Source organism: Elizabethkingia miricola (genome assembly GCF_001675285.1).
In the GTDB taxonomy this organism is placed as follows: domain Bacteria; phylum Bacteroidota; class Bacteroidia; order Flavobacteriales; family Weeksellaceae; genus Elizabethkingia; species Elizabethkingia miricola.
The window spans coordinates 232,098-258,764 of the sequence record NZ_LSGQ01000003.1 but is presented as its reverse complement, the minus strand read 5'-3'; the positions used below and the strand labels follow the sequence as shown (position 1 = coordinate 258,764).

34 protein-coding genes are annotated in these 26,667 nt (G+C 35.6%); 12 read left to right on the top strand and 22 right to left on the bottom strand.

The annotated features are described in order from the left end of the window. Positions 1 to 26: 26 nt before the first annotated feature. The gene (locus ATE49_RS04100; RefSeq protein WP_065081166.1) at positions 27 to 560 is read right to left on the bottom strand and encodes an SRPBCC family protein; all 534 of its coding nucleotides are present in this window, start codon (positions 558 to 560) and stop codon (positions 27 to 29) included. Positions 561 to 652: 92 nt separating this feature from the next. Here ATE49_RS04100 and ATE49_RS04095 point away from each other — a divergent pair, with 92 nt between their 5' ends. The 3 genes from ATE49_RS04095 to ATE49_RS04085 all read left to right on the top strand — a co-directional run bounded on the left by ATE49_RS04095 (position 653) and on the right by ATE49_RS04085 (position 3,689). Then, positions 653 to 2,689 (top strand): M3 family metallopeptidase, encoded by a 2,037-nt coding sequence (locus ATE49_RS04095; protein WP_065081165.1) that lies wholly within the window; start codon positions 653 to 655, stop codon positions 2,687 to 2,689. 176 nt (positions 2,690 to 2,865) lie between these two features. Further along, the gene (locus ATE49_RS04090; protein WP_185154890.1) at positions 2,866 to 3,477 is read left to right on the top strand and encodes a PH domain-containing protein; all 612 of its coding nucleotides are present in this window, start codon (positions 2,866 to 2,868) and stop codon (positions 3,475 to 3,477) included. A 2-nt stretch (positions 3,478 to 3,479) separates the two neighbouring features. Then, on the top strand, positions 3,480 to 3,689 hold the full coding sequence (locus tag ATE49_RS04085; RefSeq protein WP_065081164.1) for a TM2 domain-containing protein: 210 nt from the start codon (positions 3,480 to 3,482) through the stop codon (positions 3,687 to 3,689). Positions 3,690 to 3,788: 99 nt separating this feature from the next. On the opposite strand, the gene ATE49_RS04080 is transcribed toward ATE49_RS04085, so the two are convergent. Continuing rightward, entirely contained in the window at positions 3,789 to 4,133 is a 345-nt protein-coding gene (locus ATE49_RS04080) for a helix-turn-helix transcriptional regulator (RefSeq protein WP_065081163.1), read from the bottom strand. Positions 4,134 to 4,342: 209 nt separating this feature from the next. Between ATE49_RS04080 and ATE49_RS04075 the strand changes: the two genes are divergently transcribed. Both ATE49_RS04075 and ATE49_RS04070 read left to right on the top strand, forming a co-directional pair. Further along, positions 4,343 to 4,567 carry a hypothetical protein gene (locus ATE49_RS04075; protein WP_065081162.1) on the top strand — a complete coding sequence of 75 codons (225 nt, stop codon included), beginning with the start codon at positions 4,343 to 4,345 and terminating at the stop codon, positions 4,565 to 4,567. A gap of 42 nt (positions 4,568 to 4,609) precedes the next feature. Continuing rightward, the gene (locus ATE49_RS04070) at positions 4,610 to 5,278 is read left to right on the top strand and encodes a hypothetical protein (protein ID WP_065081161.1); all 669 of its coding nucleotides are present in this window, start codon (positions 4,610 to 4,612) and stop codon (positions 5,276 to 5,278) included. A 14-nt stretch (positions 5,279 to 5,292) separates the two neighbouring features. Here the strand turns inward: ATE49_RS04070 and ATE49_RS04065 are convergent, their stop codons facing one another. The 4 genes from ATE49_RS04065 to panD all read right to left on the bottom strand — a co-directional run bounded on the left by ATE49_RS04065 (position 5,293) and on the right by panD (position 7,649). Continuing rightward, positions 5,293 to 5,535, bottom strand: coding sequence for a VF530 family protein (locus ATE49_RS04065; protein ID WP_034869467.1), 243 nt, complete (start codon positions 5,533 to 5,535; stop codon positions 5,293 to 5,295). A gap of 108 nt (positions 5,536 to 5,643) precedes the next feature. Beyond that, on the bottom strand, positions 5,644 to 6,144 hold the full coding sequence (locus ATE49_RS04060) for an FKBP-type peptidyl-prolyl cis-trans isomerase (RefSeq protein WP_034869468.1): 501 nt from the start codon (positions 6,142 to 6,144) through the stop codon (positions 5,644 to 5,646). Between the two features lie 122 nt (positions 6,145 to 6,266). Next, complete coding sequence (locus ATE49_RS04055; RefSeq protein WP_065081160.1) at positions 6,267 to 7,295, bottom strand: lysylphosphatidylglycerol synthase transmembrane domain-containing protein; 1,029 nt, start codon at positions 7,293 to 7,295, stop codon at positions 6,267 to 6,269. Between the two features lie 3 nt (positions 7,296 to 7,298). Further along, the gene (gene panD / locus ATE49_RS04050) at positions 7,299 to 7,649 is read right to left on the bottom strand and encodes an aspartate 1-decarboxylase (RefSeq protein WP_034848729.1); all 351 of its coding nucleotides are present in this window, start codon (positions 7,647 to 7,649) and stop codon (positions 7,299 to 7,301) included. 400 nt (positions 7,650 to 8,049) lie between these two features. Between panD and ATE49_RS04045 the strand changes: the two genes are divergently transcribed. After that, positions 8,050 to 8,337, top strand: coding sequence for an HU family DNA-binding protein (locus ATE49_RS04045; RefSeq protein ID WP_034869473.1), 288 nt, complete (start codon positions 8,050 to 8,052; stop codon positions 8,335 to 8,337). A gap of 53 nt (positions 8,338 to 8,390) precedes the next feature. Here the strand turns inward: ATE49_RS04045 and pdxH are convergent, their stop codons facing one another. Beyond that, the gene (gene pdxH / locus ATE49_RS04040; protein WP_065081159.1) at positions 8,391 to 9,035 is read right to left on the bottom strand and encodes a pyridoxamine 5'-phosphate oxidase; all 645 of its coding nucleotides are present in this window, start codon (positions 9,033 to 9,035) and stop codon (positions 8,391 to 8,393) included. Between the two features lie 22 nt (positions 9,036 to 9,057). Here pdxH and ATE49_RS04035 point away from each other — a divergent pair, with 22 nt between their 5' ends. Both ATE49_RS04035 and ATE49_RS04030 read left to right on the top strand, forming a co-directional pair. Further along, positions 9,058 to 9,606 carry a YqgE/AlgH family protein gene (locus ATE49_RS04035; protein WP_059156815.1) on the top strand — a complete coding sequence of 183 codons (549 nt, stop codon included), beginning with the start codon at positions 9,058 to 9,060 and terminating at the stop codon, positions 9,604 to 9,606. Positions 9,607 to 9,645: 39 nt separating this feature from the next. Beyond that, the gene (locus tag ATE49_RS04030) at positions 9,646 to 10,056 is read left to right on the top strand and encodes a hypothetical protein (protein ID WP_059156814.1); all 411 of its coding nucleotides are present in this window, start codon (positions 9,646 to 9,648) and stop codon (positions 10,054 to 10,056) included. Here the strand turns inward: ATE49_RS04030 and ATE49_RS04025 are convergent. The 10 genes from ATE49_RS04025 to ATE49_RS03980 all read right to left on the bottom strand — a co-directional run bounded on the left by ATE49_RS04025 (position 10,053) and on the right by ATE49_RS03980 (position 19,659). Further along, a complete protein-coding gene (locus tag ATE49_RS04025; RefSeq protein ID WP_065081158.1) occupies positions 10,053 to 10,856 on the bottom strand; it encodes an aminotransferase class IV in 804 nt (267 codons plus the stop codon). The two genes, ATE49_RS04030 and ATE49_RS04025, sit on opposite strands and share 4 nt — an antisense overlap. 6 nt (positions 10,857 to 10,862) lie before the next feature. Then, on the bottom strand, positions 10,863 to 11,249 hold the full coding sequence (locus ATE49_RS04020) for an START-like domain-containing protein (RefSeq protein WP_009085832.1): 387 nt from the start codon (positions 11,247 to 11,249) through the stop codon (positions 10,863 to 10,865). Positions 11,250 to 11,323: 74 nt separating this feature from the next. Then, positions 11,324 to 12,499 carry an aspartate aminotransferase family protein gene (locus ATE49_RS04015; protein WP_034869481.1) on the bottom strand — a complete coding sequence of 392 codons (1,176 nt, stop codon included), beginning with the start codon at positions 12,497 to 12,499 and terminating at the stop codon, positions 11,324 to 11,326. Between the two features lie 71 nt (positions 12,500 to 12,570). After that, positions 12,571 to 14,322 carry an OstA-like protein gene (locus ATE49_RS04010; RefSeq protein WP_065081157.1) on the bottom strand — a complete coding sequence of 584 codons (1,752 nt, stop codon included), beginning with the start codon at positions 14,320 to 14,322 and terminating at the stop codon, positions 12,571 to 12,573. A 79-nt stretch (positions 14,323 to 14,401) separates the two neighbouring features. Next, on the bottom strand, positions 14,402 to 14,881 hold the full coding sequence (locus tag ATE49_RS04005) for a Fur family transcriptional regulator (RefSeq protein ID WP_009094261.1): 480 nt from the start codon (positions 14,879 to 14,881) through the stop codon (positions 14,402 to 14,404). A gap of 23 nt (positions 14,882 to 14,904) precedes the next feature. Continuing rightward, positions 14,905 to 16,887, bottom strand: a complete 1,983-nt coding sequence (locus tag ATE49_RS04000; RefSeq protein ID WP_034869486.1) for a KUP/HAK/KT family potassium transporter — start codon at positions 16,885 to 16,887, stop codon at positions 14,905 to 14,907. Between the two features lie 122 nt (positions 16,888 to 17,009). Then, positions 17,010 to 17,993 carry a pyruvate dehydrogenase complex E1 component subunit beta gene (locus tag ATE49_RS03995; RefSeq protein ID WP_034869489.1) on the bottom strand — a complete coding sequence of 328 codons (984 nt, stop codon included), beginning with the start codon at positions 17,991 to 17,993 and terminating at the stop codon, positions 17,010 to 17,012. Positions 17,994 to 18,039: 46 nt separating this feature from the next. Beyond that, positions 18,040 to 18,642 carry a hypothetical protein gene (locus ATE49_RS03990; RefSeq protein WP_065081416.1) on the bottom strand — a complete coding sequence of 201 codons (603 nt, stop codon included), beginning with the start codon at positions 18,640 to 18,642 and terminating at the stop codon, positions 18,040 to 18,042. Between the two features lie 5 nt (positions 18,643 to 18,647). Next, the gene (locus tag ATE49_RS03985; protein ID WP_065081156.1) at positions 18,648 to 19,142 is read right to left on the bottom strand and encodes an RNA polymerase sigma factor; all 495 of its coding nucleotides are present in this window, start codon (positions 19,140 to 19,142) and stop codon (positions 18,648 to 18,650) included. A 94-nt stretch (positions 19,143 to 19,236) separates the two neighbouring features. After that, on the bottom strand, positions 19,237 to 19,659 hold the full coding sequence (locus ATE49_RS03980; RefSeq protein WP_024564702.1) for a DUF2147 domain-containing protein: 423 nt from the start codon (positions 19,657 to 19,659) through the stop codon (positions 19,237 to 19,239). Between the two features lie 242 nt (positions 19,660 to 19,901). On the opposite strand from ATE49_RS03980, the gene ATE49_RS03975 reads away from it, so the two are divergent. From ATE49_RS03975 to ATE49_RS03960, 4 genes are read left to right on the top strand one after another with little or no spacing between them, the layout of a single operon-like run. Next, on the top strand, positions 19,902 to 20,621 hold the full coding sequence (locus tag ATE49_RS03975) for a CDP-alcohol phosphatidyltransferase family protein (RefSeq protein ID WP_065081155.1): 720 nt from the start codon (positions 19,902 to 19,904) through the stop codon (positions 20,619 to 20,621). Further along, positions 20,618 to 21,382: a 3'-5' exonuclease gene (locus tag ATE49_RS03970; protein WP_034869494.1), complete on the top strand. Its 765-nt coding sequence runs from the start codon at positions 20,618 to 20,620 to the stop codon at positions 21,380 to 21,382. The genes ATE49_RS03975 and ATE49_RS03970 overlap by 4 nt, the downstream gene beginning before the upstream one ends. Positions 21,383 to 21,433: 51 nt before the next feature. After that, positions 21,434 to 22,039 (top strand): fumarylacetoacetate hydrolase family protein, encoded by a 606-nt coding sequence (locus ATE49_RS03965; RefSeq protein ID WP_021348349.1) that lies wholly within the window; start codon positions 21,434 to 21,436, stop codon positions 22,037 to 22,039. A 29-nt stretch (positions 22,040 to 22,068) separates the two neighbouring features. Continuing rightward, positions 22,069 to 22,512, top strand: coding sequence for a universal stress protein (locus tag ATE49_RS03960; RefSeq protein WP_009085808.1), 444 nt, complete (start codon positions 22,069 to 22,071; stop codon positions 22,510 to 22,512). 22 nt (positions 22,513 to 22,534) lie between these two features. On the opposite strand, the gene ATE49_RS03955 is transcribed toward ATE49_RS03960, so the two are convergent. The 5 genes from ATE49_RS03955 to ATE49_RS03935 form a co-directional block, all read right to left on the bottom strand. Further along, positions 22,535 to 22,750: a hypothetical protein gene (locus ATE49_RS03955; RefSeq protein ID WP_065081154.1), complete on the bottom strand. Its 216-nt coding sequence runs from the start codon at positions 22,748 to 22,750 to the stop codon at positions 22,535 to 22,537. Positions 22,751 to 22,763: 13 nt separating this feature from the next. Next, positions 22,764 to 22,943 carry a hypothetical protein gene (locus ATE49_RS03950; RefSeq protein ID WP_034869501.1) on the bottom strand — a complete coding sequence of 60 codons (180 nt, stop codon included), beginning with the start codon at positions 22,941 to 22,943 and terminating at the stop codon, positions 22,764 to 22,766. Continuing rightward, on the bottom strand, positions 22,940 to 24,310 hold the full coding sequence (locus ATE49_RS03945) for a S41 family peptidase (RefSeq protein ID WP_233174325.1): 1,371 nt from the start codon (positions 24,308 to 24,310) through the stop codon (positions 22,940 to 22,942). Before ATE49_RS03945 ends, ATE49_RS03950 begins: the two co-directional genes overlap by 4 nt. Before the next feature lie 84 nt (positions 24,311 to 24,394). Then, the gene (locus tag ATE49_RS03940; RefSeq protein ID WP_065081152.1) at positions 24,395 to 25,138 is read right to left on the bottom strand and encodes a hypothetical protein; all 744 of its coding nucleotides are present in this window, start codon (positions 25,136 to 25,138) and stop codon (positions 24,395 to 24,397) included. Positions 25,139 to 25,201: 63 nt separating this feature from the next. After that, on the bottom strand, positions 25,202 to 26,482 hold the full coding sequence (locus ATE49_RS03935; protein WP_233174324.1) for a hypothetical protein: 1,281 nt from the start codon (positions 26,480 to 26,482) through the stop codon (positions 25,202 to 25,204). Between the last annotated feature and the right edge of the window lie 185 nt (positions 26,483 to 26,667).

Sequence of the window (26,667 nt, the reverse complement as noted above, 5' to 3'; positions counted from 1 at the left end):
GGTTTTTATTATTATAATACGGTCTTTTACTGTTCGCTGATTTCTTTCAAACTCTTAAGACCTCTTCCATAAGCATCATCCATGAAGCCATCCATAAAAAGTTTCATAAGATTCATAGGATAGTTCATTTCTGTATCCATATCCCAGGTTACTTTAGTCTGTGTTCCTTCGGGAGTAAGTATGATATTAGAAGTCGCCTGACCTTCATTGGGTTTGATAAAATGAATGGCAGTTTTAATTCTTTCACCAGGAACAATTTCTAATAATTTTTGCTCACCTTTTCCGGCATCACGGACATTACTGTCCCATGTAAAAGAATCTCCAACTTCTCCGGAAGTCCCACTATAAGTTCTTTTCATATTAGGATCAAGCTTCATAAAAGGGCTCCATTCATTCAGCGCCTTCATGGAGTTAATGTGTATCCATACTTTCTCCTTAGGTGCGTTAATTGTAATAGACTTTTCATAGTGGTATTTCTTACCCAATACAAACATAGTAACGGTAAGGAGGATGAATACTATGGCGAAAAACCACAGCATAATTTTGAAAAATTTCTTCATAGTTCAGATTTTAATAGTTATTAACAACAAAGGTAAACAATATTATTGGTGCGAATTTTGTAAATTTATATCTCTAAAAATTTAAGATTTAAATGAACAATATTTTATTAGAATCCTTTCAAACGCCTTTTCATACTGCACCGTTTGACCAGATAAAAAACACAGATTACCTTCCTGCATTCCAAGAGTTGATAAAAACATCAGAAGAAGAAATTGAACACATAGCCAACAATCCGGAAGCACCAACTTTCTCCAACACTATTGAAGCACTAGCTTATGCAGGAGAGCAGCTGGATGTTGTTTCAAATATTTTCTTCAACCTGAACTCTGCTGAAACCAATGATGAAATCCAGCAAATTGCACAGGAAGTTTCACCTTTACTAACAGAATACTCTTCTAAAATATCTCAAAACGAGAAGCTTTTTGAACGTATTAAAAAAGTATATGATGAAAAAGCCAACTATGAACTGAATGAAGAACAGCAAACTTTATTGAATGAAACCTACAAAGGTTTTGTTAGAAACGGGGCTTTACTGAATGAAACGGATAAAGAAAAACTAAAAAACATTAGTATAGAGTTATCCACAAAGCAGCTTCAGTTCGGACAAAATGTATTGGCTGCTACAAATGCTTATGTAAAGCACCTGACAAATAAAGAAGACCTTGCCGGAATTCCGGAAGCCATTATCGCACAATATGCAGAAGAAGCTAAAGAAAGAGAACTGGAAGGCTGGGCTGTAAGCTTACAATATCCTAGCTATGTTCCCTTTATGACGTATGCAGAGAATCGCACATTGCGCCAGGAGCTGGCTTTAGCCAATGGAAAAAAATCATTTGATGGTAGTGAATTCGACAATCAGCAAATGATTAAAGATATTATCAGCCTCAGAGATCAGAAAGCAAAACTTCTGGGCTATGAAAATTATGCTGCTTTTGTGCTGGAAGAAAGAATGGCAAAATCACCACAAAAGGTTGAAAGTTTCCTACATGAATTATTGGAAAAAGCAACACCATACAGCCAAAAAGAAATAGAAGAATTAAAAGTTCTTGCTAAAGCTGACGGAATCGAGGATATGCAAAGCTATGATCACGCCTATTATGCAGAGAAACTAAGAAAGCAAAAATATGATCTGAACGATGAGGAATTAAAACCTTATTTCCCCTTAGAAAAAGTTCAGGATGCTGTTTTCCGTCTTGCTAAGCAATTATTCGGGCTAACTTTCGAAGAAAGAAAAGACATCCCTAAATACCATGATGAGGTAAGAACCTATGAGGTAAAGGAAATCTTCGATGGCTCAACTGACAATCAACAATACAAAGCTATCCTGTATGTGGACTATTTTCCGAGAAAAGGAAAGCGTGCCGGTGCATGGATGACAAGCTATAAAAAACAGTACAAACAAAATGGTGAAAACAGCCGCCCGCATATTTCTGTAGTATGTAACTTCAACAAGCCAAGTGGAGATACACCAAGTTTATTAACATTCCAGGAGGTGACTACTTTATTCCATGAATTTGGACACGCTATCCACGGCATTTTGGCAAACACTCAGTACCCTGGTCTTTCCGGAACATCAGTAAAATGGGATTTTGTAGAATTACCTTCCCAGTTTCTGGAGAACTTCTGCTACGAGCCGGAATTCCTGAAAACGTTCGCACAGCATTACCAAACGGGTGAAGTACTAAGCGATGAAAAGATAGAGAAAATTGAGAATTCCAAAAACTTTATGGAAGGCTACCAGACTCTGCGTCAGCTAGGATTCGGATTGCTGGATATGGCTTATCATATAAAATCTGAAGAAGTAAAAGATATTAAAGCTTTTGAAGATGCACAGACTAAGGCTACTCAGTTATATCCTGTAAATCCGGAAACAGCTATCAGCTCTAGCTTCTCTCATGTATTTCAGGGAGGCTATGCTTCAGGCTATTATTCTTACAAATGGGCAGAGGTACTGGATGCGGATGCTTTTGCTTATTTTAAAGAAACCGGAATTTTTAATCCGGAAACTGCAGCAAAATATAAAGTATTATTGTCTTCAGGCGGAACCAAAGATCCTATGGAATTGTATAAAAATTTCCGCGGCAGCGAACCAAAAGTAGAAAGCCTGCTGAAAAGAGCATTCGGATAATTACAAATAAATTCAGATATATTAAATCCTCTTAGAACTTTAAGGGGATTTTTGTTTTTATCAATACCAAACGATTACGGAAAACCGTAATTATTTCTAATGCCCAGATTATAATTTAGCAACTGTAAAACAATGAAAAACATTACAAATGTTTCACCATTAAATCGCTGTAAAATATGATTAATGATTTAAAAAAGTTCTTAAATGAAGAACAAGACCCCAAAGCTGTAGAAAAAATTTTAGAAAAAGTCAATGGACTATTAACTACAGACGAGTATGTAGATTATATTGCTGTTCAAAAGAAACCAGCGGTAAACATTTCTCCTGATTGTATTGCACTAACTAATAAAAGAATAATTTTCTGCAGGCCTAAAAATTTTGGGCTTGCTATGAACTTTCAGGATTACCTATGGAAAGAAATTGCCGACTGCCATATGAGTGAAGGCATATTGGGCGCAACATTCAAAATAAAAACGGTTTACGGGCTTATTAATATGCTTGATTACCTTCCTAAGCAACAGGCAAGAAAGTTATATCAATATGCTCAGGGTAAAGAAGAAGATATGATGGAATACAGAAGGCAGCGTGCATTAGAAGAAAAGAGAGCCGCAGCAGGTGGCGGAGTTATTGTTAATAACCTATCTTCTGCAACGGAACCTCAAAATACAGCCGATTATAAAGAAGACCCTTTAGCTGTCTTACAAAAGCTGAAATCTCTTTTGGATAATCAGCTCATTTCTCAAGAGGAGTTCGATCATAAAAAAAGTGAAATTTTAGCAAGAATATAATTATGAAAAACAAATTTACTACCGTACTGTTAGCTTTTTTTCTGGGAGGCTTTGGAATACACAGATTCTATTTAGGGGAAACTAAAAAAGGCTTGTTATATTTATTTTTTTGCTGGACTCTAATTCCTGCTTTTTTTGCTTTTTTCGATACAATTATATTTTTATTTATGTCTAATCATCAATTCAACCTAAGATATAATAATACATTCTAGATCTATAAAATAATCTCTTTTATCAGAAATATTAGTATGTATACTTCAATCCTCTTAAAATTCTAAGGGGATTTTTAAGATAGCGAGTATATACTACTCTCAGTTCTCACACCTCAATATTTGAACCAGAATATTGTTTTGTATTTCTGTCAGCTCAATCAGTTTTTCCTGATTATCGATAATACGCTTTACAACATCTTCATTTATTCTTATTTCTTTCCTGTTTATATCTTCCGATAAAATTTTAAAATTATCATCTAATAAATCTGCAATACCAATATTGTAGTAATTACACAACTTTATTATATTTTCTAAAGAAGGCTTAGCAGATCCTGTTTCCCATTTATTATAAGCTGTCTGAGAGACTTGTAACTCATCAGCTACGTCTGCCTGGCTAGACTTCTCTTGCTCTCTTAGTTTCCTGAGTTTAATTGAAATTTTCATCGCAAATGCATTTTTAAGTCAAAAATATACTGAATATTTAAGAAATCAAATAATACTTTAGTTGTAAAAAAAACAACCAAAGTATATCATACTTAAATAAATAATTGGCCACATTTGAGAAAAGTTGTCGTGAAAACTTATGGTCAAAAGATGCTGAAAAATGACCTTAAAAAAAGTAGGCATATTAAAATCATTAAATACTTGTTAATATGAAAAAGAAGACAATTATTTTAAGCACGGCAGTATTCTTAACATTTACTGTAGGAATAGCCCTGTTAGAGGCCAAATTTTTTGGTTCAGAAACTGTTTTAGGAAAATGTATGTGGATGGGAGGAGATAGATATGAAGCTCCTGTATTAAAAAAAAGTTATGTTTTCTGGATTCCCACTGGAGTAAAAGCTACCGGAGATTGGGCTTCATGCATACCTGAGTAGCAATTTAAAAGAGGAGAAATCCTCTTTTATTTTAGTCCAATTATGAAATATTTACTTTTATTTCCGATTATTCTTTCGTCATTTTTATTCTCTCAGGAGAAAATTATTGACACTATTTACATCACAAATAAAATAAAACTTACAGTAGATAAGTCATCCAGTTCTGTCAATATTGAGGATGACAAAGAATTTGCAATAGAATATACAAATATTAAAGAGAACTGTTTTGTTGATAAATTAATAATTAATGTTAAGAATTATGAGCCTTTTTCTGATAGTCCGTCCATATTCCAATTAAAGTTCTACGCTGATAATGACGGAATAATTGGTGAGGAAATTAAAAATACAACTTCTTTCACCAAACATTTGTCTGTTGCTAAAAGTGACTTTCAGATTATTTTTAAAATACATCCAACAATTAATATTTCTACTGATAAGCCTTTCTTCATTGGAATCACTCTTCTAAAAAACAAAACGGATAAAGCGAATAACAGAAAAACCAGATTATCTGTTTACTCTACTAAAAGTAAACATACAAAAATGTATATAAGAGGAAATGATATTAATTTTTGGATAGAAGACAGCTCATTGAAATTTGATAAATCAAATAAGGTATTATTTCCATCAATAAACCTTGATTCAAAATGTACAGGAAACTTCCTCCCGCCACAATCCGCAGCAATCAGTTTCAGTATGCTTCATCCTGATTAGAAGTAAGCTTAATTTTACAGCAACCCTTTCTTCTTTTTTTGCCTTAAAACATATAGATAAAGGCTTTCTACTTTGGTTCTGGCCCATGGAGTTCTGCGAAGAAATTTTAAAGAGGAACCAATACTCGGATCATGAGTAAAGCACCGGATATTAATTTGATTTCCCAGCTCTTCAAAACCCTGATAATAGTCTACCAATTCTTCGAGAATATCGACTAGTTTTTTTCCGTGTAAAGGATCTTTAGATTGCTGTTCCATCTTTTTTTGGCAAAAATAGGAAAATAAAAATTCCTGATATGCTAATGCAAACAGGAAACCGTCTTTGATTAAAATAAAAATGCCCGGCAAAAGCCGGGCGTTTATTTTTTAGTGACCTTCTGTGCCGTCAACACCATGAGCGTGACCGTGAGAAAGTTCTTCTTCTGTAGCAGGACGAGTTGATAAAACTTCAACATCGAAGTTTAAAGTCTTACCAGCCATTGGGTGGTTAAGATCTGCGATCACAACCTCCGGAGTAACTTCTACAACGATAGCCTGGAAATTATTCCCTTGGTTATCAGATAAAGGAAGCATAGCTCCTACTGGTGGCATACCAGACTCTTTGAACATATCTACTGGTAATTGAGCCAATGCATTAGGATCTTTTTCACCATAAGCTTCTTCAGGAGCAATTGTGAAAGAAGTTTTATCACCTACTGTAAGACCTTTGATGTTTTCCTCGAATTTAGGAATCATCATTCCAACACCATATAAAAATGTTAATGGGTTCTCACTTGTTGTTTGCTCAACAAAAGTTTTCTCACCGTTTTCTTCAATTGTATGAAGTGTGTAGTTTAAAGCAACTACATGATTGTTGTCTATTGTCATGTTCTTTCTTTATAGGGATTTCCCCCTGTTATTGTATTTATAATAGCATTTTATTGCTATCGTTATATGCAAAGATAATATTTTGATTTAAATGTAATCTGAAATAAAGATATGCTCAGCCTTTATATTTTTCTGGCTTTAGCCAAAAGCGGTATAGAGATTAATCCCATAGATAACATAATAAATAACTGAAGCGTATGTGAAAGGAAAGCATAACTTAAACCTACTTCAGCTCCAGCCTCAGGATCTTTGCCCCAAGCCAGAAATAGTCCCATTACGCCTAATTTTAATGCCAGATGATATGCACCAATACCTCCTGAGGCCGGCACCATCATTCCTAATGTTCCCACTGTAATCAGGAAAAATCCATCTGCAAACCCAAAGGAAGAAGTCTCAGGTAAGGCAAAGCATATTAAATAAGCAGCAAAGTAATAACAAGTCCAAATCCCTGCTGAATACAGGAAAAACTTTGGTTTATTTTTTATCTGAACTATAGATTTCAATCCATCTGCAAGCCCTTTTCCAAAGTTTATAACTTTAGCATATACCGAAGTTTGCTGCAACTTTTTACGAAAAGCAATAAACAGTATGACTCCTAATCCTATACAACCTGCTATTAGCCATTTCCACGGAACCCCCTGTTCTTGCTGCGGCGTGTTCTCTTTTTGCTTTGTCAGATAATTATAGAAAGATATCAGTGCTTCATATTTAAAAACTGCAGTAAGCAGCAAAAATAACATCATGAAGAACAGATCTACTACCCTCTCCAGGATAATGGTTCCAAAAGATTTATCTACCGGAACTTTTTCTACACCATATAAAGCTGTTGCTCTCGCAACTTCTCCGCTTCGGGGGATAGTAAGATTCATTAAATAGCCAAAGGACAATGTCCAAAGCGCATTGGAATTGGATATTTTGTAGCCCATAGGCTCCAAAAACATATTCCAGCGAATAGCACGAATCCAGTATGCCATAATCCCGAAGACAAATGCTGCAAAAATCCAGAAATAATTAGCTTTAACAAAAGCTTCTTTGATTTTTGAGAAATTGAGCCCTCTTGTTGCCAGCCACATAAAAAAAGCAGCAAACACCAAAGATATTCCAATAGTAAGGGCTGTCTTTAGTGTATTATTTTTTTTAGCCTCTGCCATTTATTAAGTTAACAGGTTAGTTTCTTCGTTCGGGAAAACTATTTTTGGCTGGAATGTTTGGGCTTCTTCCGGAGTCATCTGTGCATAAGCAATAATAATGATAATATCTCCTTTGTGAACTTTACGTGCTGCAGGTCCGTTCAGGCAGATTTCCCCTGAATTTCTCTTTCCTTTTATCACGTAAGTATCGAATCTTTCTCCGTTATTCACGTTTACAATGTATACTCTTTCCCCCACAACAAGTCCTGCTGCATCGATAAGATCTTCGTCTATAGTAATACTTCCTATATAATTAAGATCTGACTCAGTTACTTTAACTCTGTGAATTTTGGATTTAAAAACTTCTATTAGCATAATGCAAATTTACTGGTTTCCGGCGAAAGCCAAAAGAATTCTTCAAAGTATGCATATTAAAAAAAAGAAACGTCAAAGGTAATATGACTACTGCTAACCTACATATAATGAGCCTTTTTCATAAAAATCATTAAATAAACCCCTATAAACACTTAAAATTTAAAATATGATAATTCAAAGCAAAATATTAACAATTCTTTAAAAATACGTTGTCATGGACTTTTGGCACACTTTTAGTTACCCGTAAAGCAGCATTTTAGTAAAAACATGCATTATTAAATTTCAACCCTTTGAGAAGTATTAGCATGCTTTTATTAAAAAAAAACACTAATTATTTGCATGAGACAAAATTTGTGTTATATTTGCTATTAGTTAAATTAAACTTTAAATATTATTTACTATGAACAAGTCTGAATTAATCGACGCAATTGCAAAGGATGCTGATATCACTAAAGTAGCAGCTAAAAAAGCATTAGAATCTTTCATTTCTAATGTATCTTCTACATTGAAGAAAAAAGATGGTAAAGTATCTTTAGTAGGTTTCGGAACTTTCTCCGTAGCTGAAAGAGCTGCTAGACAAGGTATCAACCCTTCAACAAAGAAACCAATTAAAATCGCTGCTAAAAAAGTAGCTAAGTTTAAAGCTGGTTCTGAGTTAGCAGAATCTGTAAACGGCAAAAAGAAATAATAAGTAGTTTCTTAAAAGAAATTAAGCTGCCCAATGGGCAGCTTTTTTTATGTTTATGGAGCCAGGCGTTCAGTTGTCCAGCTTCCGTCTTCAGCTTTAGTATAAACGATACGGTCGTGTAATCTGTTCGGTCTACCCTGCCAAAATTCAATCTCATACGGTTTAGCAATATAGCCACCCCAATGCTCAGGTCTTTCTACTTCTTTATTTTCGAATAACTTCTCTGTTTCTATCAGTTTTTCTTCAAGAAAATTCCTGTTCGGAATAACGCTGCTTTGTGGCGACACAACAGCTCCTATCTGGCTGCCACGAGGACGCGAATGAAAATAAGTATCGGAATCCTGTGCCGATGTTTTTACCATTTCCGCTTTAATAGTTACCTGACGTTCCAAAGTGGACCAGAAAAAATGGAGACAAGCTTTAGGGTTATGCGCTATAGCCGTTCCTTTGTAGCTATTATAATTGGTGAAAAATACAAAACCTTCATCCGAATATTCTTTTAATAAAACAATTCTGGTTCTTGGGCAACCGTCTTCATCTACCGTTGAGACATCCATTGCATTGGCCTCTACAACACTTGTATCTTCTTCTGCGGCTTTCAGCCATATTTTGAACATTTCAAAAGGAGACTGTTCGATTTGACTTTCAAGCAATTCTGCTTTTTCATAAACTTTTCTTCTGTCGTGTAGGTTTTCCATCGAAAAAATATTATTTTTGAGTATGAATAACTCCTACAAAGGTAAGATTTTAATCTCCACACCTGATATTTCCGGAGATATATTTTCCCGCTCTGTTGTCCTCATCATCGAACACAACGAATCAGGAGCCTTTGGCCTTATCCTTAATAAGAAAAATAATTTCCTGAGTAAACGCTTCAATAAGATAATGCAAAATGATATTGAGGTCTACGAAGGCGGACCTATATCTCAGGACAAAATATTCTTCATTATTCATGGAGAAAGAGCTACTTCTGTAAATTCTGAAATCAATGATGACTACTACCTTACAGACAATGTTGAAGAGGTAATAGAGCTTATTGTAAAACAGGAACTGGAAACAAAAGATATCAAAATATTTTCCGGCTATTCAGGATGGTCTCCCCAGCAGTTGGAAGGTGAGATAAAAAACAAGATGTGGACAGTTATAGAAGTTATTAATCTGGATTACACAGAATCCAATGACCAGAACTTGTGGAAAAAGATAATGCAGGGATTAGGCGGAGAATTTTTATTATGGGCTAATGCGCCTGAAGATATTTCCCAGAACTAATCAGGAGGGCATCATTTATAAATAACAATCAGAACTATTTTGAAACGAATTTATTTCAACAATGCGCTTAGCATTTTCAATATTACCAGTATTATTATTGGTGTAACCGCTGTTATCGGACTTAATTTTGTAAAAAACATATCTTATGAACAGCTCTACTGGTACAAGATGACTGCGTATGCATTTATTGTTGTTGTATTTGGGAAAACCATTGTTCAGAATCTGATTCTGAAAAACTTTGTAGGCTGGAACAGCAAAACCCTTCAGATAAAAATTAATACCCGAAAGAATACGCTAATATACTTTAATGAAGTAAGCAAGTATTCCCTTACCCATAAGATTCTGAACATTAAAACAACATCCCAGGATTATTCTTTTGACTTAAAAGATTACCGGGACCGCGATGCTCAAAAAATCTTACGGATACTGAAAAAGTTTGTGAAAGCTTAGTTAAAACTATTTTGCCATTCCTCTAACAGGCTTGCAAATTTCGTTTTAGAAAACTCTTTATTTCTAATTTTTGTTACGTGGTGTATTCCACTCATTTCAGAAATCATCAGGACTTCATCCGCTTTCTGAGTCTCAAAGGCAATAATCTCGGCTTCTTCCAGAAGAGCCAGTCCTTTTTTATCCAGAAAGGTTACAAATGATTCCAGCAACGGAGAGATATAAGCACCTTCAGTATGTTTCGGAACACGCAGTGTATTATCTGTTAATAAAAGGATATTTCCCTGCGATGTTCTTGCAATTCTTTTATCAGGATTCAGCAATATAACATCATCCAGATCATTTTCGGATGCATAAATTCCTGCATATATATTTTCCGGAGAATGCACATGGATATTACTCAAAAGATTTGTATTAACATTAATCTCCTTGATAAGATCCATTTCATAGTCTTTAGCGCTTGCTAAAACATCTTCTGCTTCCTCTGCCTCAAAATAATATTCTACTTCATTTTTAGCCAGATTAAGGCCATTATTACTTCTGTAAGCAAAGAATCGGACAATAGCATTCTTTGTTCCTTTATCAATTACTTCTTCCTGAAACAATTGTTTAAAAAACTCCAGTGTATAAGACTGCGGAATATTTAGCCGAAGCTTACGCATAGAAGCCATAAGATAGAAATAGCATTCTTCAGCCAGAATAAGCTCATTATTTCTGATATAAAAAGAAACCCATACTCCGTCACCGAACAAAAAAGCCCGGTTAGCCGGGTCTTTTTGTATATTTTGAAAATTCTTAATCATGATGTTTTAAGCTGCACCTAATTTTATCTGTAGATTTTCGATAAGATTATCCCAGTACTGTTGTACCTCTTCTTCATCGCCTTCATCTGCAAAATCTGTAACGTTAAGAGAGAGGTCATTGGTGATCTCATCAATAACGATAGTTAATTCAAAAAAATTCTTTGTTCCTTCATCTGCCTCCCATCTGTATCTTACAAAACTTTCTGGTTTATAACGAATCATGGTAGCTTTTTCGGGTTCCCCTCCATTCCAGCTGAAATAGAAATCATCTCCTTTTTCCACAACATCATCCGCAAACCATTCCGCCAGTCCTTCAGCACTTGCTAGATATTCATACAAGATCTCTGATTGACAATGCATTGGATACTCAAAATGTACTTTTGTTTTCGCCATAAATTACCAACTTTTGGTTGCGCAATATATAAATTAGTTTATACTTTAACAATAGTGGGGGAAGAAAATATCAATTAATTTTCATTGAGAGCGTCTATTATGATCTTGCACCCTTTTTTTATCTCTTCATCGGTGATTATCAGAGGCGGAGTGATGCGCATAAAATTATTTTTATAGAGCTGCCAGAATACAATAAGTCCATTTTCCATACAACGTTTTGCTACATCCAGACAATACTCAGGAGTCCCAAGATCTACTGCCAGCATAAGCCCCATTCCGTTAATTTTTTTAATCTTCGGATGTACTAATAATTCTCTGAAAAGCTGCTCTTTTCTATACATTTCATCCATCACACCGGATTCCAATACTTCGGATAAAGTAGCATGAGATGCCGCTGCGATTAATGGATTTCCACCAAATGTTGTAATGTGTCCCAGTTTTGGAGAATGTGAAAGTGTTTGCATAACTTCGGCACTAGCCATAAATGCTCCTACGGGAACACCTCCTCCCATTCCTTTACCCATTACTAAGATGTCCGGAACAATTCCGAAGTGTTCAAAAGCAAAGAGTTTCCCGGTTCTTCCAAATCCAGGCTGGATTTCATCCAGAATAAGCAATGCACCTACTTCCTCACATCTTCTCTTTAGCTTTATAAAGAATTCATTTTCCGGCATAATAAATCCGGCAGCACCCTGTATTGTTTCAACAATAACTCCGGCTGTTTTTTCCGTGATCTGCTCCAGATCTTTTTCTTCATTAAAACCAATGAAGTTAATCATCGGTAGTAAAGGACGATATTCTCTTTTGTGTGTCTCATTACCGGAAACACTTAGTGCACCGTGAGTATTTCCATGATAGGAATCTTTAAAGGAAATAATCTCCTCGCGGCCAGTATATCTTTTGGCTAATTTCAATGCTCCATCAATAGCTTCCGCTCCGGAGTTTACCAAATAAGTAACTTCCAAAGGTGCAGGTGTAGCATCGGCTAAAAGCTGACAAAGTGCAACAGGTTTTTCCTGTGCATATTCGCCATACACCATTACATGAAGGTATTTGTCTGTTTGCTCTTTAATAGCCTGAACAATTTTCGGATGGGAATGTCCTAATGTATTGGCAGAAACTCCTGCTACAAAATCCAGGTAAGCTTTTCCGTCTTTACCATAAATATAACTTCCTTCTGCACGTTCCACTTCAAATCCTGAAGCAAATTGTGTTGTCTGCGCCTGATATTTATAAAACTCTTGTTTCATTTTAAAATTGTTGATTGATTTATTAAAAAATCAGATGATGAATAACTCTTTTTCGTACTTCGTGAGTAAGATTATTCTTTTTTAACCCGTTTAGGTTCTTTTGCTTTCTGAGCATCTTCTTTGCTCTTAATAATTCCCTGAGCGGCATCGTAAAGTGTATTATCCGAGGTATACTGTTTCTCCGGATAATTCGGGGTATCTAAGAATATATCCCGCCATCGCTGCAGTCTGTCTTTTGTATTCCAATTAAAATCCGGGAAAAATCTTTTCGCCTTCGCGACTTTACTCATTGGGTACAAGTCGGTGAGTGCACCGATATTACATGTTATCGTTTGTACTTTTTTTTCTTCAAATTCAGTAATGATTTCGCCGCAGGTAGAATAAGCAATACCTATACGGTCTACCTTCTTAGTTTTTTCATCCTGATTATCGGCATATGTAATAGCCTGGGCATTTCCTTTTACCCTGGCTTCTTTCAACTGACCTTCCTGAAAGTAAATCGTCATGATCTTTCCTTTCACCTGATTGAATTCATCTTTAAGATTCAATGAATCCACCTTACTGATAGCAAAAGCATCTCCCATTACTCGTACAGAATCTATACGCTGCATATCGGGCGTGGAGTAAGCTCTGATGGTATCTCCGGTAACCTGTCTTTCACCAGCCCAGAAAACTGGTTTCCCTACAAAGTGCATAACACCATCAGTTTCGTTATATGCTAAAGAATCTGAACGTCCCTGCGCATTGGTTTTAAACATTCTTGCTTGCTTAAAAGCTCGCATGTAGCTTTTTTTCTGTCCTGTCTTACTGTCCAACTTTTGGTATGCCAGAATTTTCTTAGCGGCAATATATACAGAATCCGTTTTCAGGACTTTTATAGCATATGGCTTTTCGGTAATTACAGCAGAGTCAGTTTTTTCATAGATCTCTCCGTAACCTCCCAGTATATATCTGTTTTCAGCGGGATCATCCAGTTTTACATTACCAATCGCCTTACCAAAACCGGTAATTTGATTGAAATACATATCGTCTCCGGTAAGGATTTTTCCGTTATAGTGGATACGTGAATTTTTCTTCAGGTAAACTTCTTTAGAATTCATCAGATAGCGCCCCTGTTCTGTATAAACGTAATTGGAAGGATTCTTTTTGTTGGTAACGGTTGTTGGCCCGTTAAATACTGCAATACCCTCACCACGGAGATAGTTTACATTCTTTCCGTCTGTAATATATTCATCGTTGACAATGCGGTAATTGGAATCGAAAACAATACGCTGTTCATTAACATAATAAGTTCCAATCTTGGTTGTAATAACACTATTGTCCTGATGAACATTAATAACCCCGCCGTCATTAAAATATGCTGTATTCGCATTTCTGTCATAATACAGCGTTTCGGTTTTAATAGTTTGTTTAGGGTCTGTAAGGACAACATTTCCTTTAGCAATAGCTTTTCTGGTATTACCATCATATTCAGCTTCATCAGAGGTAAGATGTGTTCCGTCCGGATTGGTAATATCAATATTACCTTTCGCTTTAATGAAATTTTCTTTCTGATACAGAACAACCTCGTCCCCCTTGAAGATACTTCCCTGATGATGTACTTCTACATTACCTCTCAGGAAAGGATTTCCTTCGTAAAGCTCAGGGCGTACGTTGGTACTATCTGCATGGATTAGCTTGATCTTTTCCGGAGTAGTCCCAGGCTTTGTTTTCGGAGCAGTACTCTGATTAAAGTAGGGATCCTTTTTCAGAGGAGTCGTAGGAATAGTCTGCGCTGCTCCTGTGATATAGATAAGAAGAAATAGAAAAAGGATTCTTTTCATGAATGTGAAACGCTATTAAACCTTGAAACGCAAAGAGAGGCTTCTCTCCTTGCGCTTTATTTATAATATCTTTACGAGATTAGTTATCTTTTTTGTACCCATAGAAGTAAAGAGAGTGGCTATCGATACTTACGCCAAATGCGTTTTCTATAGCTTCTTTAATTCCCTGAATTCTCGGATCACAAAATTCTATAATCTCATCAATTTCTTTATCAGATCCCGGTTTATAAACGACCAAGTGATCGTGTTGCTTATCGAAATATGATTTCTCATAAGAGGAAGAGGTAAGCGTCTTTTCCCCAAACTGATGTTTACGGATTAATCCTGCATCTAAAAAGATCTCGATCGTGTTGTAAATTGTTGCTTTTGAAACCTGATATTTCTTCTGAATCATCAACAAATACAAATCATCTACATTAAAGTGGTGATCCAGATTGTAGATTTCTTCGATAATAGCGTAACGTTCTGGTGTATTACGATACCCTTTATCCTGTAAATACTGTTTCAAAACACTCTTTACAGTCTCAATATTTTTTTCCTTTTGTTTTTGGTCCATCATAGTACAAATTTACAACATAAAAATTAATCTTCATCAAAACGGTTAAAACCAACCTGCTTGATCTTGTGTACACGCACCGGATTATAAAGTAGCGGTGCCGACTCTACAACCACGTTGTGAGAAACTAAACCGAATGCAGTAAAGTCATTACTACCCATTTTACGGACAAAATTATAAACATTCATAATAATCTTTTCACGGATTGTAAGAAGATAATCATTGATATACACGTTGTCTATAATTATATATTTAAGATCCGGCGGTATATTATGTGCTCTTAGCGACGGATGGCTACTTCTGTCCGGAATAATTCCTTCATCCACCATATCCGTTAATACCTGCTGGAAATAATCATTGATAAGTCTGTCGACCTTAAATCCTAAAATAAAATGTATGCGGTAAATAGTTCCCGGAAGAATTTCATCTATTTTATACTCATAAGTATAGGGATCTTCATGGTTTACAATATTCAGAATAAAATAGTGGTCTGCACGCTTGGGCTGAGAACGAATCATAGAATAGATAATCTTAGATTCTATTTCCTGCGTGTTTTTAGCACGGCTGAAATAAGCCAGGTTTGTTGCATACTTAGGAATCGTTTCATCCAGTTTCATATCCTGGATAGTAGATATGTAATGCTCTAGTTTTACAAACTTGATGAATTTGGTTTTAATCATTCTTCCGTTGTACCATGCATACATACAAATTCCTATAAATCCGGCTAAGAATACAGTAATCCAACCACCTTCAAAGAACTTGATCACATTGGCACTAAAGAATCCTAATTCTAAAGAAAGATATACTAATGCGAATAGCAAAACGAGCCACTTATTAATCCTTTTCTTGAAAAGATAAAATACCAAAAGAACAGTTGTCATCAACATCGTTACTGTAATAGACAGACCATAGGCAGCCTCCATTTTTCCCGATTCCTTAAAGTAAAGTACAACGAAAATACAGAAGACCAATAACCCCCAGTTTACTTTAGGAATATACATTTGTCCTTTTACCCCGGATGGATAATCAATTTCCTGTAAAGGCCAGAAGTTAAGTGACATTGCTTCTGAGAAAATCGTAAACGATCCGGTAATCAACGCCTGACTGGCAATAATAGCGGCTGCAGTTGCCATAATTACTGCAGGTAGTACGAACCATTCCGGCATCATAGCAAAGAAAGGATTTTCTCCTGCGAAAACCTGTTGATAGTTTCCTACCAGCCAAGCCCCCTGCCCAAGATAGTTAAGAATAAGGCAAATTTTCACAAATACCCAGCTAATACGGATATTCTTGATACCACAGTGTCCAAGATCCGAATATAAAGCTTCAGCTCCTGTTGTACATAAGAAAACAGCTCCAAGGATAACGATAATAGAAGGTGATGTTATAATAAGCCTTACTGCATAGTAAGGATTTAATGCTTTCAAAATCTGTGGATAATCGAAAAGATGGATTACGCCTAATGTTCCTAACATAAGGAACCAGATCGTCATTACCGGTCCGAAAAATTTACCAATAAAGCTTGTTCCGAACTGTTGTATGGTAAAGATTGCAACCAGTACAATAAGCGTAATGGTAACTACTGGTGTTTCCGGATTATATATTTCCAAACCTTCTATAGCTGCCATTACAGTAAGAGAAGGTGTAATAACTCCATCTGCAATAAGAGTTGCTGCTCCTATAATCGCAATAATATACAGCCACTTTTTCTTCAGGTTCTTTACCAGTGAGAAAAGTGCCAGAATACCACCCTCACCTTTGTTATCGGCCCTGAGGGAAATTAATACATATTTAATCGTAGTCTGAATCGTCAGTGTCCAGATGATACATGAAAGAGCCCCTTCCAGGAAGATTGGATCTAATGTTCCAGATTCTTTTCTGGCATTCACAATAGCCTTCATTACGTACAACGGAGAGGTTCCAATATCCCCGAAAACAATTCCTAATGACACTAAAACACCTATGAAGGTTAGCTTCTTGGTATCGATATGTGCATTCAGTCCTAACATATTTTAAAATATAAAAATTAGCGCAAATGTATAAGAAATTACCCCTAAGTTGTATAAATTTATTTGACAAAATTAAAAAACCTTCCGAAAAGGAAGGTTTTAATATCTGTTAATCTACGTTATTATTGCTTAACGTACATTGCATTTTTAATCTCAGCTTTTACTTTTTCCAGTTTCGGGAACCATTCTGCAAATAATGCTGCAGAATATGGAGCCGGAGCATCCGGAGTTGTAATTCTCTTGATTGGAGCATCTAAATAATCAAATGCTTTTTGCTGTACCATATAAGTAATCTCAGAAGCTACAGAAGCGAATGGCCATGCTTCTTCTAAAACTACTAAACGGTTAGTTTTCTTTACAGAAGTTAAAATTGTATCGTAATCTAAAGGACGAACTGTTCTAAGGTCGATAACCTCAACAGAGATTCCTTCTTTTTCTAAATCTTCAGCTGCCTGAATAGCTAACTTCATGATTTTACCGAAAGAAACTAAAGTTACATCAGAACCTTCTTTCTTGATATCGGCTTTACCTAATGGGATGTAGTACTCTTCCTCAGGAACTTCCATTTTATCACCATACATCTGCTCAGACTCCATGAAGATAACAGGGTCGTTATCCTGGATAGCTGTCTTCAAAAGACCTTTCGCATCATATGGATTAGATGGTACTACTACTTTCAATCCCGGGCAGTTTGCATACCAGCTTTCTAATGCCTGAGAGTGAGTTGCTCCTAACTGACCTGCAGAAGCTGTAGGCCCACGGAAAACGATTGGACAGTTCCACTGACCACCACTCATCTGAAAAATTTTTGCTGCGTTGTTAATGATCTGGTCAATACCTACTAAAGAGAAATTGAAAGTCATAAATTCAACAATCGGACGGCATCCGTTCATTGCTGCACCTACAGAGATACCTGCGAAACCAAGCTCAGCAATCGGTGTATCGATAATTCTGTCTGGTCCGAATTCTGCTAACATACCTTTAGATGCTTTGTAAGCACCGTTGTATTCTGCAACCTCCTCACCCATTAAATATATTGACTGGTCTTTGCGCATTTCCTCGCTCATTGCCTGTGCAATTACCTCACGAAAAGTATATTCTGCCATAATTTTTAATTAATTTGAAAGTACAAAAATAACCATTTTCATTTTATTATGCATTACTTTCTTCTAATTTGGTCAGTTCTTTATAATTAGCCCTCAATTTATGGAGGATATTTCCATAAAAATTTTTATAAATCAAACTGATAAAAAGCAATATTGAAAGCAAAATCACCGAAAACAATATATAAATTTTCAATGTCGGTTGTAACAAATTTCCGACCTGATATTTCCCATGCCTCCCCTCCTGCCAACCAGTATAAAATTGGTTGGTCATAATATCAAAATTCAATATACACTCTATAATTAATGTCGAAAACACCGCAATAACATATATAACAACAATTCGCCTCAACATTAAAATACTTTTCATTAAATCCTTTGAGTTGGTTGTATTCTTAATTCTATAGAATGTATACACCAAAAGACCCGTGAAACAGAAAAACAAAGTATATCTCACTAATCTGTAATCTAATCCGTAGATCACATCAAATACCAGCCACAATGCAATCTCGGTAATTCCCAAGATAAGTAATGATGTAGAAAACGAAATTGATTTCCGTTTTAACATCCTAAAAATCTCTTTAGCAGAGTATGCCTTAAAATCTTCAGAATTTTTATTCCAATCTTTTTTTAGTAATTCCAGTTCATCCATAGCCATTATTTTTTTATAAGTGATTTCAGATTATTTTTAGCTCTGTTCATTTTCACACGGGCATTACCTTCTGTGATTCCCAAAACCTCTCCTATTTCTCTATAACTTTTATCGTCCAGATACATCATAATCAATGCTTTTTCTATATCCGAAAGTTTATGTATCATTTTATACATATTCCGAATTTTTTCTTCTTCATCAGTATATTCATCGCATTCTATTTTCAGTGAGACAAAATCTATATCCGATTGCAATCGGATCTGTCTGTCGGATTTTCTAAATAATGATATTGCAGTATTCAGCGCTATACGGTACATCCATGTAGAAAATTTTGCTTCGCCTCTATATCCCGAAAAAGACTTCCACAACTGCAACGTAATTTCCTGAAAAAGATCTTCATGATCTGCTTCATTGTCTGTATAAATCCTGCATACTTTATGGATTAATCGCTGATTTTCCGTAATCTGTTTTACAAAAGTTTCTTCGGCTTTACTCTGCATACTCTATAAGTGTATCCTTTTATTTTTCGTTACACTTTTTCAACAAAAAAAGCATCAAATTTCTTTGATGCTTTTATGAATATATTGATAAATATTAATCTACTTTATACCAAGTTTGAGATCTTCCTAATGCTGAGAATCCAATATAACCTCTTACATTAAGTTTATCTTCGCCTTCTTTTTTGATAGTACACTTATAAGTCTTACCATTTTTAGGGTCAGTAATTGTTCCTTTTGTAAACTCGCTTCCGTCCTTAGACAATCCTCTGATTACTTCCATACCAAGGATAGGTTTATCTTTACGGTCATCCTTACAGCCAGAGCAGTTAGGATCTGCAGGTTTTATTAATAACTGGATTACTTTACCATAATATTTACCATCCGATTTTTTAAAAATCTCGACGATAGACTTAGGCTTTCCTGTTTCATCGTCTATAGTCTTCCATTTTCCTTCAATCTGTGCATAAGATAACACACTGAAAAATACTGCAACAAGGCTAAAGATTATTTTTTTCATTTTCATATAAATTTGTTTAAAGATAATTATTTATCTGAATTAAACAATCTTTAAAGTTATTTTTTACATAGTTTCTGGTAAATACAGTTATTGTTAAACAGCTATTTATTTCTACACGTCTTCCTTATCACCTTCCTGTTCATTTTTAGCTGTAGTTTATTTTATAGCAGTTTTACCGGGTGAATAGTGTTTAACACCTAACTTATACCAGATAATTCATAATTCCTCCCTATTTTTGCTGCATGAATTTTATCCGGAATAATTTTGCAAATGCTCTGACACTTGGAAACCTGTTTTTCGGCAGTGTTGGTGCAATCCAGCTTGTACTGGGAGATTATAAAACTACAGCTTTATGTATTATCTGTTCTCTTGTACTGGACTTTTTCGATGGTTTTGTAGCAAGAGCACTAAAAGCAAACAGTGAACTTGGTGTCCAGCTGGACTCTCTTGCAGATATGGTTAGTTTTGGTTTCCTTCCCGGATTAACAATGTATAAAGCTCTGGAAGGTTTCGGAGATCAGGCATTTAGCATAAGTCTGCCTTTCGATGTTAAATATATCGGACTTCTGGTTACTCTTTTCTCGTGTCTGCGTCTGGCTATCTTTAACCTTGATGAAGATCAGAAATATTATTTCAAAGGACTTAATACACCTAGTAATACGATCCTGTTGTTTGGTATGTATTACGCTTTCAGAGAAAAGCATACATTCTCATTTTTATTCGAAAATGCAGGATTACTTATACTACTAAGCCTGTTGTGTTCCTGGTTGCTTGTAAGCCCGATAAAAATGATTGCCATGAAATTCAAATCTATGAAACTGCAGGATAATTATCCTAAAGTAGCATTAGTAGCAGGATGTATTATACTTCTTTCCGCATTCGGAATTACAGGTATACCACTTTGTATGATCTATTACATCGCTGTTTCTTTATTATTTCAAAAAAATTTAACGCAAATATGAATTTAAAATTACATAAACCTCTTTGTATTTTCGACCTGGAGACCACAGGTATTAACATATCTAAAGATCGTATTGTTGAAATCTGCATCCTGAAAGTTTTCCCGGATGCCTCACGTGAATCTAAAACATGGCTGGTAAATCCGGAAATGCCTATTCCTAAAGAATCTAGTGACATTCACGGAATCACAGACGAGATGGTAGCAGACAAACCTACATTAAAAGAGATTGCCCCTAAAATCATTGATATGATTAAGGATTCTGATTTAGGAGGTTTCAATTCTAACAGATTTGACATTCCTTTACTGGCAGAAGAATTACTAAGAGTTGGTTTCGACTTCGATCTGTCAAAACATAAACCAATAGATGTACAGACTATTTTCCATAAGATGGAACCTCGAAATCTTTCTGCTGCATACCAATTCTATTGTGGAAAGTCTCTGGAGAACGCTCACTCTGCAGAAGCAGATACTTTGGCAACTTTTGAAATATTGGATGCACAGGTGGGTAAATATGACGAATTAGGAGATGACGCACATTCTTTAAGCGAATTTTCTTTCCATAAAAGAAGCGCTGATTTAGCAGGCTTTATTATCTACAATGAGAAGGAAGAAGAGATGTTCTCTTTTGGAAAATATAAAGGACAAAAAGTACTGGATGTATTTGATAAAGATCCTGGTTATTTCGGATGGATACAAAATGCTGACTTTCCATTGTACACCAAAAAGATATTAACAGCTATAAAGCTGAAAAGTAAATTTTAATGACTAATTGCTAAAACGAGTATATATCCTCTATAGCTAATATTAAACAATATGAAGATAATTTGTGTCGGCAGAAATTATACAGAACATGCCAAAGAACTAAAAAATGAAATTCCTACAGAGCCTGTTTTATTTATAAAACCCGACACCTCGGTTCTAAAAGGTTCTGATTTTTATATTCCTGAGTTTTCTAACGATATCCATTATGAGCTGGAACTGGTGATCAAAATATCCAAAGGAGGAAAATATATTCAGGAAGAAAATGCAGCAAAGCATTATGAGCAAATTGGTCTGGGAATAGACTTTACAGCCAGAGACTTACAGAGTAAGCTGAAAGAAAAAGGATTGCCATGGGAGAAAGCCAAAGGTTTTGATGGTTCGGCTGTTGTAAGTGATTTCTTTCCGGTTGAAAATTTCAATACAGAAGAAATTCACTTTGAGCTGAAAAAAAACAATCAGACCGTTCAGGAAGGTAATTCTAAAGACATGATTTTTGACATCAATAAACTTATAGCCAATATCTCACAATATTTTACGCTTCGCGTTGGTGACCTTATCTTTACGGGTACACCTGCGGGGGTTGGCAAAGTTGAAGAAAATGATATATTAGATGCCTATCTGGAAAATGAGAAGCTTTTTAGTGTAAAAGTCCATTAATTTTCTTAATTTAGTAAGAAAGAAAGCTTATGAAAACAATTGTTCTGCCTATAGATTTTTCAGAAAGATCTGAATACCTGATTGACGAGGCTGTAAAATTTGCAAAGGAGGTAAATGCTAAAATAAGCCTTATCCATGTTGCCCCATTAGATATTGGATTTGCTATTGGTGATATGGGTTTCCAATATTTTCCTGAAATCGAAAAATCCGAAATAAAAGAAGAGCTTTTACAGCTAAACCGTTTGGAGCAAAGAATTATCGCTCAGGATATAGACTGCGATCACCTTCTAAAACAGGGCGAAGCATCCTCTATTATTCTGGAATTTGCTGAAGAAAAAAATGCCGACTACATTGTAATCGGTTCTCACGGACGAAGCGGCATGTATGATGTATTCATTGGCAGCTTAACGAAGTCTATTACTAAGAAATCCAGCATTCCGGTATTGGTAGTCCCGATACATGATGCTAAATAAAAATAAAATATCAAGAGTAAGGTTATACCTTACTCTTTTGTTTTGTAGTACCCGCTTCCACCTCCCGCTGGTAAGCAAAAATAAGATTCTTTAGTTCGTTGCAGGTATTCAGGTAATCCAGAAATATTGCATTGAGCTCTTCGACTTTCCCCTGAGTAAGTTCAGGATTAATCTCATCATATTTTTTCTGGAGTTTTCGGAGATTACGGGCATGATCTTCTTTGGATATAAGTCTCATAACTATAATTATTTTAGCGTTCAGACAATTTTATCATACACTCTTTATACAGTGCATTAGAGTTAATTAAGCGTGCAATTGCTTTTTCGTATCGTATGTACAAAAACTGCAGTTTCTCTTCTACTTCACTGTCCTGTAACTTTCGTATACGTTCGATATTCTTAAAATGTTCAAAAGCTGTTATTCCTTTCATAATGGTATTTTTATAAAATTTTCAGGTTTTTCACTTTCCGCCAGAATGCGGAAAACCATATTTTTTGTGTTGTGGCTTTTTGTTTTTAAGTTACTACTTGCCTGTCCTGTTATCACCAATAATGCGGAGGCCAGTAGTGTTTCGTCTTTGCTCCCCAATGGTTGTAATGGGAGTTGTGCATATTCGTCTGCCATAAGAGCAGGTTCGATTCCTGAGGTATAATTTCCGGAATCCAGAATATTAAATATTTTGTACACCATAGGATAAATGACCCATTTATTTTCCGGTGTTTCAGTATCGGATAATGTAAATGCCGCCATATCCTTACCCAGCGTTTTATCGCCAATTTGGGTAACTTTAATATAGGGCTTAAGATTATTAATAACCACCTCAGCAGCTGAAGCGGTATTAGCAGAGGTAATAATATAGACTTCGGGCAAAGATAATGCAGAAGCTTTCAGAGCATCAAAACTTATATTCTGATTACCGTTTGCAAATGCCTGATCAATTGAATGATTTACAGTTCCGCCATTTTTATTTCCTTTATAAACGATAAAAGGTGTTCCAGATTTTAGCTTATCCGTTATCAGCGCACAAAGTGCCGCAGCCGATGAGACAGAGCCTCCGCCGTTATAGCGCAAATCTAATATCAGATGACGAATATTCTGTCCCTTAAATTCCTGAAATGGCTTTACTAATGAGCCTGCTAACCCGTCCTGAAAATCGGCAAGATAAAGATAACCTGCCTTATCATTATTTATCTCCAGTATTTTAGACAATAAAGGCTGATTAAAGCTGAGCATAGCCTGAACTTCTACCGAGCGCTTAAAGACCAGCTGGTTATCTTTTAACTCAGCTATCTTCAATGATAGAGTCCTGGATCCAGAGACCGCTGCCATTATCTTATTAACATTTTCCGGACTAACGTTCAGCTCATTAATTCCGGTAATAATATCTCCACGTTGTAATCCTGCACGTTTTGCCGGTGAATCCTCCAGTACCATTTTTACAAGTGCAAACGTAAGTTGATTATGTTGCTGTATTACGGAAAAATCAAAACCAAACAACGTACGTACAGATTGCGGAATAGTTCCCGGGTCATCTTTTTTTATAGCCACAGAAAACTGATCGTCTTTTACCAGTAAACTTTTGAAATAGTCTTTGGGGCTCTGGTCCAAGTTTGTTTGCGAAGGTATTTGATCTGCCCACAGATAATAACGCTGCATAGTCTTCAGCATCCACTGATTGACCTGCTGGCTGCTTCCTGCCGGGTATGTACTAAGCATATCCTCATCTGCCCGACAAGAATACAATATTGTGAATAAAATAGTATAACACAATAAAGACCATCGCATTAACTTTTTCATTTTCTAACTATTAATTTGTGAGTAAAAATCCTTCAAATATCAAAAGTTGGCATTACCTATATTTTAATTTAGTGTTAAATCTGTTTAATTTAAATACTGTGTAAGCTCAGTACCTTGTATACCAGTTATTTCACTATCTCCAGTTTCCTGAATTAACATCATTAAACCTTTATCTCGGACAGAATTCTGATTAATTCTTGAGTTTATAGTGGACACATAAGAAATTTTTGTCCCGGGCTTTACAAGTGCTATTGTAAAAGCCGTATTTTGCGTTGGTACAGCTAAATCCAGATATACCTGCCCGTCATTATTGAATTTTGCTCTTGTAATATCCGTAGTCTTCCCCAGTTTGGTTGCAAAAACATAAATTTCAATATCTGAAAGCGGTATTTTGGTTATTCTTCTCTCCGAAAAATCGATTAAGATCCCAACATTACCGGTGGTAGGCTTGGGAACATCGGGTATTTTATCTATAAGAGTAATACCGTCGTAAAAAAACTTGAATTTATTATTAAAAGTACTTCCTTCATAATTCTTGGTTGCCAGTACTTTTCCTTTTCCGTCTACAAGGCTAAAAACAGACGGAGCAAATGCATCAACATTTTTATCTACAGCATTTTTAAAATATTTTTTATTTCCATCGTCTGTTGTAACGATAGTATTTCCCATTTTTATTTGTAACGAATCTTTTGCAATATATCCTTTGATATTTACCTGTATTACCTTTTTATCTGGATAATACTCCCTTTGATCATCCGAACAGGAAGTAAATGCAATAAAAAAGGAAAGGATATAAAAAAAAGAATATAGATTTTGCTTTGCTTTCATAAAATTGATGTTAGAAAAGAGTGGTGGAAACCACCACTCCGAAAATTTAAAACTATTTGCTTATTAAAATTCGTATTGTACCCATCCCTGAGTCCAATCACCATTAACGAAAGCCCCTTTGTTTGAACCACTAAAATCAAGAATATCAAAGAATGGACTTGATGCACCAAAAGTATTAGCTGATCCGTTGAAAATTGAATTGGTATTATTAACTGATCCTGCAGGTGTAACAGCAGCTGTAAATCCGCTAAATCCAGAGTTATTAACTGAAGACCATGCAGCATTAGTATCTCCGTCGAATACTACACCATGAGTAAATCCGGTAACCACTACATTATTCAATGTAATCTCACCTCCTCTTCTGATTCTAGCACCATATTTGTAAAGTGCAGCATCACCTGAATTATTAACACCATAAACACTTACATTATTTAACGTAGGGTGTGTTTTTGGCAATAATCCAAAGCTTGCATCTTCAGAAGCAGCATTGTTATCCAGTTCAATTCCGTTAGAGTCTGGCTTCCCGCTACTTTGGCTATGTGTAGAGTTTTTATCTACAATTACAACAGCATTTGTAATTGTTCCTGTATAACCATTATCAAAATCTAACCCGTCATCATCCGCAGCAAATGAAACTAAATTAGAAGCATTAACTGTTCCTCCGAAGAATTCGAAAGAGTCGTCTCTACCATAAGAAACCTGGATATGGTCTAAAGTAGTACCATTACCTACACCACCACAAGTAAGACCATTAATTTCATTATCTTGAGAAAGGTTATAACCCGCATATTCTATTCTTACATATTTTAAAATACCTGAATTATCTGCAGCGTTAGTACCTAAATCACCTCCAAACTTATATTTATCATCAGTAGTAGGAAGTCCTTCAATTGTTTTTTTAACATTAGCAGGTGCATTTCCTAATAAGATAATACCTCCGAAATCTCCTGGAGTTGCAGTAGTAGAAGCATCATTATCCAACAATTTATAACTTGTAAATATAATCGGGTTTTGTTCAGTTCCTACTGCATTAATCTTAGCTCCTCTTAGTACAATAAGAGCAGAAACAGTTCCCTGTTTTCCTTTAATAAAAGTACCTGGCTGAATAGTTAGAGTAACTCCCGGAGCAACATCAACTTGTCCGTCAAGTTCCCAAACTTTGTCACTTGTCCATGTAGTGTTAGCAGTAATAGTACCACTTACTGTTTGTACCGCAGCAGGAAAACCTGTGTAGTCAGCAGTTGTGGACTGCATTTTAAAATTGTCTTGTTCTGCTATTCCCTCACGGCTACAAGAGTTTAACATTAATGCTGCAACTGAGGCAGTTAAAAAAAGCTTTTTCATATTAATTGATTTTTTTACTTTTGCCATCTTTAGAAGAATTTCAATTTGGTGGGGAGCAATTGGTTACAGCATGGCAAATATTCTGTTCCCTCTTTGCTCTCTGCTTTTTTTACTTTCTACAGAACGAAAGCCTTCTTTGCCTCTGCAATATGTGATGAGTTTCTGTTATACTATAATGTGATTGG

Excerpts from the sequence above, each read along its gene's own strand:
- ATE49_RS04100 (WP_065081166.1), bottom strand. The coding sequence starts at position 560 with ATGAAGAAATTTTTCAAAATTATGCTGTGGTTTTTCGCCATAGTATTC.
- ATE49_RS04095 (WP_065081165.1), top strand. The coding sequence starts at position 653 with ATGAACAATATTTTATTAGAATCCTTTCAAACGCCTTTTCATACTGCA.
- ATE49_RS04090 (WP_185154890.1), top strand. The coding sequence starts at position 2,866 with ATGATTAATGATTTAAAAAAGTTCTTAAATGAAGAACAAGACCCCAAA.
- ATE49_RS04085 (WP_065081164.1), top strand. The coding sequence starts at position 3,480 with ATGAAAAACAAATTTACTACCGTACTGTTAGCTTTTTTTCTGGGAGGC.
- ATE49_RS04080 (WP_065081163.1), bottom strand. The coding sequence starts at position 4,133 with ATGAAAATTTCAATTAAACTCAGGAAACTAAGAGAGCAAGAGAAGTCT.
- ATE49_RS04075 (WP_065081162.1), top strand. The coding sequence starts at position 4,343 with ATGAAAAAGAAGACAATTATTTTAAGCACGGCAGTATTCTTAACATTT.
- ATE49_RS04070 (WP_065081161.1), top strand. The coding sequence starts at position 4,610 with ATGAAATATTTACTTTTATTTCCGATTATTCTTTCGTCATTTTTATTC.
- ATE49_RS04065 (WP_034869467.1), bottom strand. The coding sequence starts at position 5,535 with ATGGAACAGCAATCTAAAGATCCTTTACACGGAAAAAAACTAGTCGAT.
- ATE49_RS04060 (WP_034869468.1), bottom strand. The coding sequence starts at position 6,144 with ATGACAATAGACAACAATCATGTAGTTGCTTTAAACTACACACTTCAT.
- ATE49_RS04055 (WP_065081160.1), bottom strand. The coding sequence starts at position 7,295 with ATGGCAGAGGCTAAAAAAAATAATACACTAAAGACAGCCCTTACTATT.
- panD (WP_034848729.1), bottom strand. The coding sequence starts at position 7,649 with ATGCTAATAGAAGTTTTTAAATCCAAAATTCACAGAGTTAAAGTAACT.
- ATE49_RS04045 (WP_034869473.1), top strand. The coding sequence starts at position 8,050 with ATGAACAAGTCTGAATTAATCGACGCAATTGCAAAGGATGCTGATATC.
- pdxH (WP_065081159.1), bottom strand. The coding sequence starts at position 9,035 with ATGGAAAACCTACACGACAGAAGAAAAGTTTATGAAAAAGCAGAATTG.
- ATE49_RS04035 (WP_059156815.1), top strand. The coding sequence starts at position 9,058 with ATGAATAACTCCTACAAAGGTAAGATTTTAATCTCCACACCTGATATT.
- ATE49_RS04025 (WP_065081158.1), bottom strand. The coding sequence starts at position 10,856 with ATGATTAAGAATTTTCAAAATATACAAAAAGACCCGGCTAACCGGGCT.
- ATE49_RS04020 (WP_009085832.1), bottom strand. The coding sequence starts at position 11,249 with ATGGCGAAAACAAAAGTACATTTTGAGTATCCAATGCATTGTCAATCA.
- ATE49_RS04015 (WP_034869481.1), bottom strand. The coding sequence starts at position 12,499 with ATGAAACAAGAGTTTTATAAATATCAGGCGCAGACAACACAATTTGCT.
- ATE49_RS04010 (WP_065081157.1), bottom strand. The coding sequence starts at position 14,322 with ATGAAAAGAATCCTTTTTCTATTTCTTCTTATCTATATCACAGGAGCA.
- ATE49_RS04005 (WP_009094261.1), bottom strand. The coding sequence starts at position 14,881 with ATGATGGACCAAAAACAAAAGGAAAAAAATATTGAGACTGTAAAGAGT.
- ATE49_RS04000 (WP_034869486.1), bottom strand. The coding sequence starts at position 16,887 with ATGTTAGGACTGAATGCACATATCGATACCAAGAAGCTAACCTTCATA.
- ATE49_RS03995 (WP_034869489.1), bottom strand. The coding sequence starts at position 17,993 with ATGGCAGAATATACTTTTCGTGAGGTAATTGCACAGGCAATGAGCGAG.
- ATE49_RS03990 (WP_065081416.1), bottom strand. The coding sequence starts at position 18,642 with ATGGATGAACTGGAATTACTAAAAAAAGATTGGAATAAAAATTCTGAA.
- ATE49_RS03985 (WP_065081156.1), bottom strand. The coding sequence starts at position 19,142 with ATGCAGAGTAAAGCCGAAGAAACTTTTGTAAAACAGATTACGGAAAAT.
- ATE49_RS03980 (WP_024564702.1), bottom strand. The coding sequence starts at position 19,659 with ATGAAAAAAATAATCTTTAGCCTTGTTGCAGTATTTTTCAGTGTGTTA.
- ATE49_RS03975 (WP_065081155.1), top strand. The coding sequence starts at position 19,902 with ATGAATTTTATCCGGAATAATTTTGCAAATGCTCTGACACTTGGAAAC.
- ATE49_RS03970 (WP_034869494.1), top strand. The coding sequence starts at position 20,618 with ATGAATTTAAAATTACATAAACCTCTTTGTATTTTCGACCTGGAGACC.
- ATE49_RS03965 (WP_021348349.1), top strand. The coding sequence starts at position 21,434 with ATGAAGATAATTTGTGTCGGCAGAAATTATACAGAACATGCCAAAGAA.
- ATE49_RS03960 (WP_009085808.1), top strand. The coding sequence starts at position 22,069 with ATGAAAACAATTGTTCTGCCTATAGATTTTTCAGAAAGATCTGAATAC.
- ATE49_RS03955 (WP_065081154.1), bottom strand. The coding sequence starts at position 22,750 with ATGAGACTTATATCCAAAGAAGATCATGCCCGTAATCTCCGAAAACTC.
- ATE49_RS03950 (WP_034869501.1), bottom strand. The coding sequence starts at position 22,943 with ATGAAAGGAATAACAGCTTTTGAACATTTTAAGAATATCGAACGTATA.
- ATE49_RS03945 (WP_233174325.1), bottom strand. The coding sequence starts at position 24,310 with ATGAAAAAGTTAATGCGATGGTCTTTATTGTGTTATACTATTTTATTC.
- ATE49_RS03940 (WP_065081152.1), bottom strand. The coding sequence starts at position 25,138 with ATGAAAGCAAAGCAAAATCTATATTCTTTTTTTTATATCCTTTCCTTT.
- ATE49_RS03935 (WP_233174324.1), bottom strand. The coding sequence starts at position 26,482 with ATGAAAAAGCTTTTTTTAACTGCCTCAGTTGCAGCATTAATGTTAAAC.